This is a genomic window from Burkholderia sp. AU18528 (genome assembly GCF_002223215.2).
Classification (GTDB): Bacteria; Pseudomonadota; Gammaproteobacteria; order Burkholderiales; family Burkholderiaceae; genus Burkholderia; species Burkholderia semiarida.
Map to the genome: position 1 here is coordinate 78187 of NZ_NKFC02000003.1, position 12805 is coordinate 90991.

The 12805-nt window shown below is 68.3% G+C and carries 14 protein-coding genes and 1 riboswitch; of the genes, 12 read left to right on the forward strand and 2 right to left on the reverse strand.

All coding sequences use genetic code 11. The features are described 5' to 3' along the window. Nucleotides 1-44: 44 nt before the first annotated feature. On the reverse strand, nucleotides 45-821 hold the full coding sequence (locus CFB52_RS01870) for an SDR family oxidoreductase (RefSeq protein ID WP_060009405.1): 777 nt from the start codon (nucleotides 819-821) through the stop codon (nucleotides 45-47). Further along, the gene (locus CFB52_RS01875) at nucleotides 818-2587 is read right to left on the reverse strand and encodes an ABC transporter ATP-binding protein/permease (protein WP_059577278.1); all 1770 of its coding nucleotides are present in this window, start codon (nucleotides 2585-2587) and stop codon (nucleotides 818-820) included. The genes CFB52_RS01870 and CFB52_RS01875 overlap by 4 nt, the downstream gene beginning before the upstream one ends. A 271-nt stretch (nucleotides 2588-2858) precedes the next feature. Continuing rightward, a riboswitch (TPP riboswitch) is annotated at nucleotides 2859-2982 on the forward strand. A 225-nt stretch (nucleotides 2983-3207) separates the two neighbouring features. Here CFB52_RS01875 and CFB52_RS01885 point away from each other — a divergent pair. The 12 genes from CFB52_RS01885 (at nucleotide 3208) to CFB52_RS01940 (ending at nucleotide 12752) form a co-directional block, all read left to right on the forward strand. Next, nucleotides 3208-4344, forward strand: coding sequence for an FAD-dependent oxidoreductase (locus tag CFB52_RS01885; RefSeq protein WP_099316005.1), 1137 nt, complete (start codon nucleotides 3208-3210; stop codon nucleotides 4342-4344). Between the two features lie 32 nt (nucleotides 4345-4376). After that, nucleotides 4377-4574 (forward strand): sulfur carrier protein ThiS, encoded by a 198-nt coding sequence (gene thiS / locus CFB52_RS01890; protein WP_099316006.1) that lies wholly within the window; start codon nucleotides 4377-4379, stop codon nucleotides 4572-4574. 38 nt (nucleotides 4575-4612) lie between these two features. Next, a complete protein-coding gene (locus CFB52_RS01895) occupies nucleotides 4613-5428 on the forward strand; it encodes a thiazole synthase (protein WP_059577272.1) in 816 nt (271 codons plus the stop codon). After that, nucleotides 5425-6552 carry a thiamine phosphate synthase gene (gene thiE, locus CFB52_RS01900; protein ID WP_099316007.1) on the forward strand — a complete coding sequence of 376 codons (1128 nt, stop codon included), beginning with the start codon at nucleotides 5425-5427 and terminating at the stop codon, nucleotides 6550-6552. Before CFB52_RS01895 ends, thiE begins: the two co-directional genes overlap by 4 nt. A gap of 84 nt (nucleotides 6553-6636) precedes the next feature. Next, nucleotides 6637-7458 (forward strand): ABC transporter ATP-binding protein, encoded by an 822-nt coding sequence (locus CFB52_RS01905; RefSeq protein WP_006477138.1) that lies wholly within the window; start codon nucleotides 6637-6639, stop codon nucleotides 7456-7458. Next, nucleotides 7455-8222 carry a lipid asymmetry maintenance ABC transporter permease subunit MlaE gene (gene mlaE / locus CFB52_RS01910; RefSeq protein ID WP_050013133.1) on the forward strand — a complete coding sequence of 256 codons (768 nt, stop codon included), beginning with the start codon at nucleotides 7455-7457 and terminating at the stop codon, nucleotides 8220-8222. The genes CFB52_RS01905 and mlaE overlap by 4 nt, the downstream gene beginning before the upstream one ends. A 24-nt stretch (nucleotides 8223-8246) precedes the next feature. After that, nucleotides 8247-8807 carry an outer membrane lipid asymmetry maintenance protein MlaD gene (mlaD, locus tag CFB52_RS01915; protein WP_059577270.1) on the forward strand — a complete coding sequence of 187 codons (561 nt, stop codon included), beginning with the start codon at nucleotides 8247-8249 and terminating at the stop codon, nucleotides 8805-8807. Between the two features lie 32 nt (nucleotides 8808-8839). Next, a complete protein-coding gene (locus tag CFB52_RS01920) occupies nucleotides 8840-9802 on the forward strand; it encodes a VacJ family lipoprotein (protein WP_099316039.1) in 963 nt (320 codons plus the stop codon). 111 nt (nucleotides 9803-9913) lie between these two features. Next, a complete protein-coding gene (locus CFB52_RS01925; protein ID WP_059577402.1) occupies nucleotides 9914-10543 on the forward strand; it encodes a phospholipid-binding protein MlaC in 630 nt (209 codons plus the stop codon). Continuing rightward, on the forward strand, nucleotides 10540-10815 hold the full coding sequence (locus CFB52_RS01930) for a lipid asymmetry maintenance protein MlaB (protein WP_099316008.1): 276 nt from the start codon (nucleotides 10540-10542) through the stop codon (nucleotides 10813-10815). The genes CFB52_RS01925 and CFB52_RS01930 overlap by 4 nt, the downstream gene beginning before the upstream one ends. Nucleotides 10816-11007: 192 nt before the next feature. Further along, complete coding sequence (locus tag CFB52_RS01935; protein WP_011694114.1) at nucleotides 11008-11934, forward strand: ABC transporter ATP-binding protein; 927 nt, start codon at nucleotides 11008-11010, stop codon at nucleotides 11932-11934. Further along, nucleotides 11931-12752 (forward strand): ABC transporter permease, encoded by an 822-nt coding sequence (locus CFB52_RS01940; protein WP_226094291.1) that lies wholly within the window; start codon nucleotides 11931-11933, stop codon nucleotides 12750-12752. The genes CFB52_RS01935 and CFB52_RS01940 overlap by 4 nt, the downstream gene beginning before the upstream one ends. Nucleotides 12753-12805 lie beyond the last annotated feature (53 nt).

Consider the following 12805-nt stretch of genomic DNA (forward strand, 5'->3'; position numbering starts at 1 on the left):
CGGCTTCGGGTTCGTGCGGAAAGGGCGGAGGGAAGGGCGACGCGTCAGAGCGTCAGGCCGCCATCGACGTGGATGACCTGGCCGGTGATCTGCCGCGCCGCGTCCGACAGCAGGAACGCGATCAGCGCGGCGACGTCGCCGGGCTCGGCGATCCGGCCGAGCGGCGTCGCCTGTTCGGCCTGCGCCCACGCGGCGGCGTTGCCGGCGCTCGGCCCGTGATCCTTGCGCGTGAAACCCGGCGCGACCGCGTTGACGGTGATGCCGTGCGCGGCGAATTCGGCGGCCGCGGTGCGCACCAGCGATTCGAGCGCCGCTTTCGCGGCGGCGGTAGCCGCGAACGGCGCATCGGCGCGGTAGCGGTGCGCGACGAACGAACTGACCGCGACGATCCGCGGTGCGGCCGACGCTTCGAGCAGCGGCCGCGCGCGGCCCGCGAGCGCGGAGAATGCGCCGGGCATCGCCGCGAAGGCGGACGCGAGCGCGCCCGCGGAAAGATCGGAAAAGGATTGCCGTGCGGCGAAACCGGCGTTCGCGACGAGTTGATCGAGCCCGCCGAAGCGGGTGGCGGCTGCGTCGACGAGCGCGGCGGCAACACCCGGCTCGCCGAGATCGCCGGTCAGCGTCAGGCATTCCGCGCCGGCCGCCGTGCACGCATGGGCGACGTCGGCGAGCCGCGCGCGTGCCGCATCGTCCGCGCCGCGCGCATGCAGCGCCAGCGCGACGCCAGGCGCCGCGAGCCGCCGCGCGAGCGCCGCGCCGATCCCCGAACCTGCGCCGGTGATCAGCGCGATCCGTGCGATGGGCGCGGCGCGTGCGCTCACGCGGCGACCTTGTCGTCGTCGTTCACGCGCTCGACGTTGATCGTGCCGACGTGGAACGCGGCGAGCGACTCGCGGTGCGCGATGCTGACGATCGCGGCCTTCGGCAGCCGTTCGGCGAACAGGTGATAGAGGCGCGCCTCGTTGTCGGCGTCGAGCGCGCTGGTCGCTTCGTCGAGGAACAGGAAGTCGGGCTTGTGCAGCAGCACGCGCGCGCCGGCCAGACGCTGCTGCTCGCCCGGCGACAGCACGCGGGTCCAGTGCGCGGTTTCGTCGAGGCGCTCGACGTAATCCTCGAGGCGGCACGCGCGCAGCGCGTCGCGGCACGCTTCGTCGCTGAACGTGTCGGGCGTCGCCGGGTAGGTGAGCGCGGCTTTAAGCGTGCCGATCGGCAAGTAGCTCGTTTGCGGCACGAACATCATCCGCGCGCCGACCGGCGCGTCGATCGCGCCGTCGCCGAACGGCCACAGGCCCGCGAGCGCGCGCATGAACGTGCTCTTGCCGGAACCGGACTTGCCGACCACGAGCCAGCGCGAGCCGGGCTCGATCGTGACGTCGCCGATGTTGGCGAGCGCGTTGCCGTTCGGCAGCGCGAGCTTGAGCGACGACGTGGACAGCTTCGCGGCGTCGATGTAGTGCAGGTTGATGCCGCCGTGCTCGGTCGCGGGCGACAGGCTTTCCTTCAGGTGCGACGTGCCCATCACGCGCTTGAATTCGCGCAGACGGTTGACGGTGGCGCGCCATTCGACGAGCGAGCCGTAACTATTGATGAACCACGAAAACGAGTCGCTGACACTACCGAAGGCCTGCGAAATCTGCATCAGTGTTCCGAACGAGAAGGCACCTGCGAAGTATGCGGGGGCCGCTGCGATCAACGGAAAGATATTCGCGACTTGGCTGTAGAAATTCAACACGAAGTTCAGCCGCATTGTGTACTTCATCAGTCGCCACCAGTTGTCACGGATTCGACCGAAAAGTTGTCGCGCATTATTGCCTTCGAAATCGGCGCCGTCATAGAACGCGATCTGTTCGGCGTTTTCTCGTACGCGAATCATACCGAAGCGAAAGTCGGCTTCGACACGCTGTTGCTGGTAGTTGATCGACACAAGCGGATGGCCGGCCCGATGCATTAGGTAAGAGCCAACTAGCGCATATATTGCAGCGACCCACACCATGTAGCCCGGAATGACGATAGACGTACCACCGATCGGAACGGTCAGCGGACCGGCCAGGGTCCACAGGATCACGGTGAATGACGCAAGCGATGCAACAGTCGACAACAGATCAAGCGACAGCGAGAGCGAAGTGGTTGCGAACGCTTGAAGGTCATCGGTGATGCGCTGGTCGGGGTTGTCGGTCAATCGGTCCCGCTCGATCCGATAGAACGCACGGTCATTCAACCATTCATCGAGGAATCGGTTAGTGAGCCATTGCCGCCAGCGGAACGAAAGCATCTGGGTCAGATAGCGGCGGAACACGAACAGAATAATGGCGCCAAACGCGATGGCACAGAATTCCAGCATCAGATGTGGAAAGTGCTGTGCATCCTTTGCCTGCAATGTGTTCGTGAATCGTCCGTACCATCCGTTGAAGCGCACGCTTAGCCATACGCTCGCGAAGTTCATTGTGATGATCGTGACCAGCAGCCCCCACGCGATTTTCCATTCGGACGACACCCAGTAGGGCTTGATGAGGCTCCATGCGGATACCGGGCGCTCGTCCTGCGGCGCGTCGGAGGCGGAGCGGACGGGATCGATCGATTGGGTCATGTGCTTCCTGATGATGAGCCGGCGCGCGGGCCGGGTGAAACCGGGGCGCGCGCCGCGATACGGCATGCCGGGGCGCGGCGCCGACTGACGGCGGGCGTCCGGATGGTCGCCCGTGCGTCTTAAACGGCACTTAAAAACCGGCGGTGACGCGGCAACCGGCCGCTCGCGCGGCCGGCCTGCGGGCATTGTGCCAGAGCGGCGCAACACGCCGGCGAATTTGCCGCAACGGGGACAGTTTGCGGCGCTTTCCGCTTTTATGGTCTAATGGCCGACGACGAAACAGGGGTGCTTCGTGACGCGGCCGGCGGATGTTCCGGGCAGCGCGGCGAGGCTGAGAAAGACCCTTCGCACCCGATCCGGGTAATACCGGCGAGGGAAGTTTCTGATCCCGCCGGGCCGCGCTGGCCGCCATCCCACATGGTCAGCGCCCGAGTCCCGCCCGGCCGGCCTTTGCTGCCGGTTTCGTCCTTTTGGGTACGCGCATTGCGCGTTACGGAAGGAATGATGACCGCACAATCTTCAGTCTTTTACCCGGTTCCCGGCCCGATGTCGCGTGCGTTCGCATGCGGCGGCGCGCACGCGTCGACGTTCGTCGCGCGTGAGCGCGCGGAGGGCGGGCGATGAACGTCCGGGACGCACGGCCCGATTTCGCGGTGCTCGGCGGCGGCCTCGTCGGCCGCCTGATCGCATGGCGGCTCGCCGGCGACGGCCTTCGCGTCGCGCTCTACGAGCGCGGCGGCCCGGACGGCGAGCAGTCGGCCGCGTGGGTCGCGGCCGCGATGCTCGCGCCGCTCGCGGAAGCCGCGAGCGCGGAGCTGCTGATCACCGAGCTCGGCGCCGCGTCGCTCGCGCGCTGGCCGCGGTGGCTAGCGGAACTGCCCGAACCCGTCTTCTTCCAGCATCACGGCACGCTCGTCGTCTGGCATCAGGCCGACCGCGCGGAGGCGCCGCTGTTCGAGCGGCGCGTGCGTGCGAACGCGCCGGCCGAGCTGTTCGACGGCGGCTTCGTGACGCTGGCCGGTGCGCAGGTCGACGCGGCCGAACCCGCGCTCGCGGGCCGCTTCGCACGCGGGCTGCTGCTGCCGCGCGAAGGCCAGCTCGACAACCGTCAGGCGCTGCGCGCGCTGGCGGCGGGCCTCGCGCAGCGCGGCGTCGAAACGCACTGGCACGCGTCGGTCGACGACACGAACCCGCCCACCGCGCATTTCACGATCGATTGCCGCGGGCTCGGCGCGAAACCCGCGCTGCCGGCGCTGCGCGGCATCCGCGGCGAGGTCGCGCGCGTGCATGCGCCCGGCATCGGGCTCACGCGGCCCGTGCGGCTGCTGCATCCGCGCTATCCGCTGTACGTCGCGCCGAAGCAGGACGATCTCTATGTGATCGGCGCGACCGAGGTGGAGGGCGAGGACATGTCGCCCGTCAGTGTGCGTTCCGCGCTCGAACTGCTGAGCGCGGCGTTTTCCGTGCATCCGGCGTTCGGCGAGGCACGCATCCTCGAACTCAACGCGCAATGCCGGCCGACGCTGCCCGATCATCGCCCGGCCGTGATCTGGGACGGCGCGTCGACGCTCGCCGTCAACGGCCTGTACCGGCATGGCTTCATGATCGCGCCGGAAGTCGCGCAGGCCGCCGTCGCGTTCGCGCAGGCCGCGCTCGGCGGCGCGCTCGGCGATCCCGACGCGTTCGCCGCGTGGCGCGCCGCCGCCCGCTGGCCGACACTGCTTCATCACCGTAACGACGCGCGCCAGCCGGCCTGACGCGCGCCGCCGACCGAATCCGACCGAGCCTCATGGATATCCAGATCAATCAACAGACCCTGACGCTGCCCGACGGCGCGACGGTGGCCGACGCATTGGCCGCGTACGGCGCGCGTCCGCCGTACGCGGTCGCGCTGAACGGCAACTTCGTCGCGCGCACGCAGCATGCGGCGCGTCCGCTCGCGGCGGGCGACAAGCTCGACGTCGTGCACCCCGTCGCGGGCGGCTGAGCGCCGCCGGTTCGTCCCCGCTCTTCCAGGAAAACGACATGACGTCCCCCACCTCCGCCGACGCGCTCACGCTGTACGGCGTAACCTTCGCAAGCCGCGTGCTGCTCGGCACGTCGCGCTATCCGTCGCTGCAGTCGCTGTCCGATTCGATCGCCGCGTCGCGCCCCGGAATGGTGACGGTCGCGCTGCGCCGGCAGATGACGGGCGGCACGGCCGAAGCCGGCTTCTTCGACCTGCTCAAGCGCCACGCGGTGCCGCTGCTGCCGAACACGGCCGGCTGCCAGACCGTCGCCGAAGCGGTGACCACCGCGCACATGGCGCGCGAGGTATTCGATACCGACTGGATCAAGCTCGAACTGATCGGCGACGACTACACGCTGCAGCCCGACCCGGTCGGGCTGATCGAAGCCGCGGCGCAACTGGTCAAGGACGGCTTCAAGGTGCTGCCGTACTGCACCGAGGATCTCGTGATCGGCCGGCGCCTGCTCGACGTCGGCTGCGAGGCGCTGATGCCGTGGGGCGCGCCGATCGGCACCGGCAAGGGCGTCGTGAATCCGTACGGTCTGCGCGTGCTGCGCGAACGGCTGCCGGACGTGCCGCTGATCGTCGACGCGGGGCTCGGCGTGCCGTCGCACGCGTGTCAGGTGATGGAGTGGGGCTTCGACGGCGTGCTGCTGAATACGGCCGTGTCGCAGGCCACGCACCCGGAAATCATGGCGCGCGCGTTCGCGCAGGGCGTCGAGGCCGGCCGCGCCGCGTATCTCGCCGGCCCGATGGATGCGCGCGAGACCGCGCACGCGAGCACGCCGGTCGTCGGGATGCCGTTCTGGCACCAGGACGGGGGCGGCGCATGAGCGCGCGCTTCGCCGATGCGTTCTGGCCGCCCGCCGACGAACTGGCCGAAGCGGCCGAGCGGATTCGCGCACGGCTCGGCGACTGGCCGGAGGGTGGCGCGGCGCCGTGGCGGCTCTGCGTGGCGGCGCCCGACGTGCCGGCCGACGGCGACGTGCTGATCGTGTCGGCGGGCGACCGTGCCGCGCAGGCGCGTGCGTCGGCCGTGTCGCGGCCTGCGTCGCCGGACGCGGTGGCGATCGAATTCGACGAGGGCGGCGCCGTGCTGCATGCGGCCGGCGCGCGCTACGCGCTCGAGGCCGCGCATCCGCTCGCGGACGACTGGATCGCGGCGCTCGCCGCGTTCCTCGATTGCGGCTTCGCGCCGGTCGACGCGCTGGTGCTCGCGCTGGCGTGGCGTGACGGCGACGAGACGCGCGCCACCGACGCATGGCCGGTCGATGCCGCGCGATTCCCGCGTGTCGCCGGGCTGCCGCCTGCGCCGGAACCGGCGTTCGCGCCGTGCCCCGCGCGGCTCGGCCTCTATCCGGTCGTGCCGAGCGCCGCATGGGTCGAGCGCGTGCTCGACGGCGGCGCGCGAACCGTGCAATTGCGCGTGAAGGATGCGGCGCCGGACGCGCTGCGCCGGGAAATCGCGCGCGCGGTCGCGGCGGGGCGCCGCTATCCCGATGCGCGCGTGTTCATCAACGATCACTGGCAGATCGCGGTAGAAGAAGGCGCGTACGGCGTCCATCTCGGCCAGGAGGACCTGGAAACGGCCGACCTGGCCGCGATCGCGCGCGCGGGCCTGCGGCTCGGACTTTCGAGCCACGGTTATTACGAGATGTTGCGCGCGCTGCACGCGCGGCCGAGCTATCTCGCGCTCGGCCCCGTGTACGCGACCGCGACGAAGGCCGTCGCCGCGCCGCCGCAGGGCCTCGCGCGGATTGCCCGCTACGCGCGCTTCGCCCGGGCGCGCGCGCCGCTCGTCGCGATCGGCGGGGTCGGGCTCGACACGCTGGCGGCCGTGCTGGGCACAGGCGTCGGCAGTGTCGCGGTGGTCAGCGCGGTCACGGGCGCGGCCGATTATCGGACGGCGCTTATTGCACTGCAGCAGTGCTTTGCCGGACAATTTGACAATCATTGACCGCAGGGCCCGGAACGGCGTCACGACATCATTCCAATGCAGGCCCTATAATTCGGCGTTCTGCGTAAAAGGACTGTCAGCTCCGTGAGCCCCACTCCTACCGAGACCCTGCTGGAACTTCGCGACGTCGACTTCGGCTATGGCGACCGCCTCGTCCTGTCCAACCTGAACCTGCGCTTCGGGCGCGGGCAGGTCGTCGCGGTCATGGGCGGCTCGGGTTGCGGCAAGACCACCGTGCTGCGCCTGATCGGCGGCCTCGTGCGTGCGCGCCGCGGCCAGGTGCTGTTCGACGGCGCCGACGTCGGCGCGCAAACGCGCGACGGCCTGTACGCGCTGCGCCGCAAGATGGGCATGCTGTTCCAGTTCGGCGCGCTGTTTACCGACATGTCGGTGTTCGAGAACGTCGCGTTCGCGCTGCGCGAGCACACCGATTTGCCCGAAGACCTGATCCGCGACCTCGTGCTGATGAAGCTCAACGCGGTCGGGCTGCGCGGCGCGCGCGACCTGATGCCGTCCGAGGTGTCGGGCGGGATGGCGCGCCGCATCGCGCTGGCGCGCGCGATCGCGCTCGATCCGCAGCTGATCATGTACGACGAGCCGTTCGCGGGCCTCGATCCGATCTCGCTCGGCATCACCGCGAACCTGATCCGCACGCTGAACCAGGCGCTCGGCGCGACGTCGATCCTCGTCACGCACGACGTGCCGGAATCGTTCGCGATCGCCGACTACGTGTATTTTCTGGCCAATGGCGGCGTGCTCGCGCAGGGCACGCCCGACGAGCTGCGCGCGTCGACCGATCCGAGCGTGCGGCAGTTCATCGACGGCGCGCCGGACGGCCCGTTCAAATTTCATTACACGAGCCCGCCGCTGGCAGCGGATTTCGGGCTCGGCGGAGGGCGCGCATGATCAGCGCGATCGGACGTTACGTCATCGGCGGCCTCGAGCGGGCGGGCTACGGCACGCGCCTGTTCGTGCGCCTCGTGCTGGAATTCTTCCCGCTGCTGCGCCGGCCGCGGCTCGTCACGAAGCAGATCCACTTCCTCGGCAACTATTCGTTCGTGATCATCGCCGTGTCGGGGCTGTTCGTCGGCTTCGTGCTCGGCCTGCAGGGGTATTACACGCTGAACCGCTACGGTTCCGAGCAGGCGCTCGGCCTGCTGGTCGCGCTGTCGCTCGTGCGCGAGCTCGGGCCGGTCGTCACCGCGCTGCTGTTCGCGGGCCGCGCGGGCACGTCGCTCACGGCCGAGATCGGCCTGATGAAGGCCGGCGAGCAACTTACCGCGCTCGAGATGATGGCGGTCGACCCGATCAAGAACGTGATCGCGCCGCGCATGTGGGCCGGCATCATCGCGATGCCGCTGCTGGCCGCGATCTTCAACGCGGTCGGCGTGCTCGGCGGTTACTTCGTCGGCGTCGTGCTGATCGGCGTCGATCCGGGCGCGTTCTGGTCGCAGATGCAGGGCGGGGTCCAGGTGTGGGCCGACGTCGGCAACGGCGTGATCAAGAGCATCGTGTTCGGGTTCGCCGTGACCTTCATTGCACTGTTTCAAGGGTATGAAGCGAAGCCCACGCCCGAAGGCGTGTCGCGCGCGACCACCAAGACGGTCGTGTTCGCGTCGCTCGCCGTACTCGGCCTCGATTTCCTGCTGACCGCGCTGATGTTCAGCTAAGCCTCAGCCAAGCCAAATTTTGGGATGACGATGAAAAAGACTGCTCTCGACTTCTGGGTCGGCCTGTTCGTGGTGGTGGGCTTCCTCGCGGTGCTGTTCCTGGCGCTGAAGGTCGGCAACATGAGCTCGCTGTCGTTTCAGCCGACCTACTCGGTGAGAATGAAATTCGACAACATCGGCGGTCTGAAGCCGCGCGCGGCCGTGAAGAGCGCGGGCGTCGTGGTCGGCCGCGTGAAGTCGATCGGGTTCGATACCAACACCTACCAGGCGGTCGTCACGATCGACGTCGACGGTCAGTATCAATTCCCGAAGGATTCGTCGGCGAAGATCCTGACGTCCGGCCTGCTCGGCGAGCAATATATCGGCCTCGATCCGGGCGGCGACACCGAAATGCTGAAGGCCGGCGATACCATCACGATGACGCAATCGGCGATCGTGCTCGAGAACCTGATCGGCCAGTTCCTGTACAGCAAGGCCGCCGACGCGGGCGGCGCGAAGCCGGCAGCCGGGGCACCGGCGGCGCCCGCCGCGCCCGCGCCGGTGGCGGTGCCGGCGTCCGCGGTGTCCGGCGCTGCAGCCCAATAACCACACGAGAGAAAGACAAGAGGGTAATGACCATGCACACGATCCGCATCAGGCACGCCGCGCTGGCGGTTGCGGCAGTCGCCGCGTTGAGCGGCTGCGCGACCGTGCAGACGCCGACCAAGGGCGATCCGCTCGAAGGCTTCAACCGGACGATGTACAAGTTCAACGACACGGTCGACACGTACGCGCTGAAGCCGGTCGCGAAGGGTTACCAGTACGTGGTGCCGCAGCCGGTGCGTGACAGCGTGACGAACTTCTTCTCGAACATCGGCGACGTCTACATCGCGGCGAACAACATCGTGCAGCTGCGGATCGCCGACGGCGTCGGCGACATCATGCGCGTCGTGATCAACACGGTGTTCGGCGTCGGCGGCCTGTTCGACGTCGCGACGATCGCGAAGCTGCCGAAGCACACGGCCGACTTCGGGATCACGATGGGCCGCTACGGCGTGCCGTCGGGCCCGTACCTCGTGCTGCCGCTGCTCGGCCCGAGCACGCTGCGCGACACGGCCGGCCTCGGCGTCGACTACGTCGGCAACCCGCTCACCTACGTGAAGCCGGACGGCCTGAGCTGGGGCCTGTTCGGCGTGAACCTCGTCAACACGCGCGCGAACCTGCTCGGCGCGGGCGACGTGCTGGATGCTGCGGCGCTCGACAAGTATTCGTTCGTGCGCAATGCGTATCTGCAGCGCCGCCAGATGCTGATCAGCAACGCGCGCGGCGAGGCCGCCGCGACGTCGAGCAACGACGCGCTGCCGAAGTACGACTTGCCGGAAGACGGCGCGGCACCGGCGGCAGCCGGCGCGGCCGGTACGGCGGGCGCGGCGGCGGTGGGCGGGGCGGCGCCGGCGGGCGCATCGGGCGCGGCGGTTGCCGCGCCGGCCTCGGGCACGGCCGAAGCGCCGAACCCGGCCAGCGAGACGAACGTACCGGCGATGCAGGTGGCGCCGCCGTCGCCGGGCGGGCTCCGGTTCCCGAGCATCCGGCTGCACTGACGGGCTTACATTCGTTACAGCCGGAAACGATTCAGTCGGTAGCGTAGGCGAACTTGCGCGTAAGCTACCTGCTCCAACCTTCGCATCGACTCATTCATGCAGGCCACTATGATGAAAAAACTGTTCCTGATCCCCGTTTTCGCGGCGCTGTTCTCGTTCGGCGGCGCAGCTCACGCGCAAGTCGACCAGTCGAACCCGCAAGCGCTGATCAAGACGGCGACGCAGCAGGTCCTCGACGAAGTCAAGCAGCAGACGATCAAGCAGGGCGACACCAACCGCATCATCTCGATCGTCAACAAGGACATCCTGCCGTACACCGATTTCCGCCGCACGACGCAGCTCGCGATGGGCCGCAACTGGCGCACGGCGACGGCCGAGCAGCAGCAGCAGGTTCAGGAGCAGTTCAAGCTGCTGCTGATCCGCACGTATTCGGGCGCACTCGCGCAACTGAAGCCCGACCAGCAGATCCAGTACCCGCCGTTCCGCGCCGATCCGGCCGATACCGACGTGGTGGTCAAGACGGTCGCGATGAACAACGGCCAGCCGGTCCAGATCGATTACCGCCTGTACAAGACGGCGAACGGCTGGAAGGTGTACGACCTGAACGTGCTCGGCGCATGGCTGATCCAGACGTACCAGCAACAGTTCAACGAGAAGATCCAGCAAAGCGGCGTGGACGGCCTGATCAAGTTCCTGACGCAGCGCAACCAGGAGCTTGCCGCGGGCAAGCAGGCGTCGTGAGCGGCTTCGAAGCCGGCTCCTCGCTGACCGTCGCGAGCGCGAAGTCCGCGCTCGCGGACGGTCTTGCGCGCATCGGCGCGGGCGCGACCGCCGTCGATTGCGCGGCGCTCGCGCAGTTCGACTCGTCCGCGCTCGCCGTGCTGCTCGCATGGCAACGTGCCGCCAAGGCGCGCGGCGTGGCCCTCGACATCCTCAATCTCCCTCCGAAGCTCGCCAGCCTCGCGCGCGCCTACGGCGTCGACGCGCTCATCGAAGGCGCCGGGCGACATTGACCCTGTCCGACCGAAGCCTGCCGCGCCAGCCGGCGCGCGCACGCTTCAGGCCGCGCGCCGTCGGCGCCGGCTCCCCCAGCCGGTTTGCCCTATAATCAAGCGTTTTGCGGGGCAGCCAATCGGCGTCCGGCCCCCATTTTCTTTCGCAGCAAGCACAGAATAGGCGTCGCGGCCGTTGCGTCGCGCACAGTCATGTCAGCCATAGAAATCCGTCACGTCAAGAAGCGCTACAAGTCGCTTCAGGCGCTCAAGGGCGTCAGCCTGTCGGTCGAGGAAGGCGAGTTTTTCGGTCTGCTCGGCCCCAACGGCGCAGGCAAGACCACGCTCATCAGTATCCTCGCCGGGCTCGCCCGGGCCGACGAAGGCAGTATCTCGGTGCGCGGTCACGACGTCGTCCAGGACTTCCGCAACGCGCGCCGCGCCCTCGGCGTCGTTCCGCAGGAACTCGTTTTCGACCCGTTCTTCACCGTCCGCGAGACGCTGCGGATCCAGTCCGGCTATTTCGGGCTGCGCCGCAACGACGACTGGATCGACGAAGTGATGGCCAATCTCGATCTGACCGAGAAAGCCGACGCGAACATGCGTGCGCTGTCGGGCGGGATGAAGCGCCGCGTGCTCGTCGCGCAGGCGCTCGTGCACCGGCCGCCCGTGATCGTGCTCGACGAGCCGACCGCCGGCGTCGACGTCGAATTGCGCCAGACGCTGTGGAAATTCATCTCGCGCCTGAACCGCGAGGGTCACACGATCGTGCTGACCACCCATTACCTCGAGGAAGCCGAGTCGCTGTGCGACCGTATCGCGATGCTGCGCCGGGGCGAAGTCGTCGCGCTCGACCGCACCGACGCGCTGCTGCGCCGCTTCGCGGGGCTGCAGCTGTACCTGCGGCTCGCGACGGGCGCGCTGCCGGCCGAGCTGCGCGGGCTGGAGACCGATCCGGCCGCGCGCGCGCCGGGCGAGCACCTGCTGCGCCTCGCGAGCTACGACGAGGTCGAGCGCATCCTCGCGCAATGCCGCGCGGCCGGCTGCACGTTCGACGAGATCGAGGTCCGCAAGGCCGACCTCGAGGATGTGTTCGTCCAGGTGATGAACGGGGCCGAGGTGATCGAGGGTCTGGCATGAATCAACACTCCCCACGCGAACTTCGTTCGCTGCCGCTCGAAGGGGCGGCCCGGCGCGTGCCGGGAAGCGGGTTTCGGACGCTGTTCTACAAGGAACTGCTGCGTTTCTGGAAGGTGTCGTTCCAGACGGTGCTCGCGCCGATCGTGACGGCGCTGCTGTACCTGACGATCTTCGGCCACGCGCTGTCGGGCCGCGTCGAGGTGTATCCGGGCGTCGAATACGTGAGCTTTCTCGTGCCGGGCCTCGTGATGATGAGCGTGCTGCAGAACGCGTTCGCGAACAGCTCGTCGTCGCTGATCCAGTCGAAGATCACCGGCAACCTCGTGTTCATGCTGCTGCCGCCGCTGTCGTACCGCGACATCTTCGGCGCGTACGTGCTCGCGTCGGTCGTGCGCGGGCTCGCGGTCGGCACCGGCGTGTTCGTCGTGACGATCTGGTTTATCCCGATGCACTTCGCGGCGCCGCTGTTCATCATGGCATTCGCGCTGCTCGGCTCGGCGATCCTCGGCACGCTCGGCCTGATCGCCGGGATCTGGGCCGAGAAGTTCGACCAGCTCGCCGCGTTCCAGAACTTCCTGATCATGCCGCTGACGTTCCTGTCCGGCGTGTTCTATTCGACGCATTCGCTGCCGCCCGTGTGGCGCGAAGTGTCGCGTCTCAACCCGTTTTTCTACATGATCGACGGCTTCCGTTTCGGGTTCTTCGGCGCGTCCGACATCAACCCGTTCGCGAGCCTCGCGATCGTCACCGGTTTCTTCGTGCTGCTCGCGCTGATCGCGATGCGGCTGCTCGCGACCGGCTACAAACTGCGTCATTGATATCGACAGGCCGCGGCCGCCCCACGGGCGGCGCGCGCCGACAGGAGCCTTAC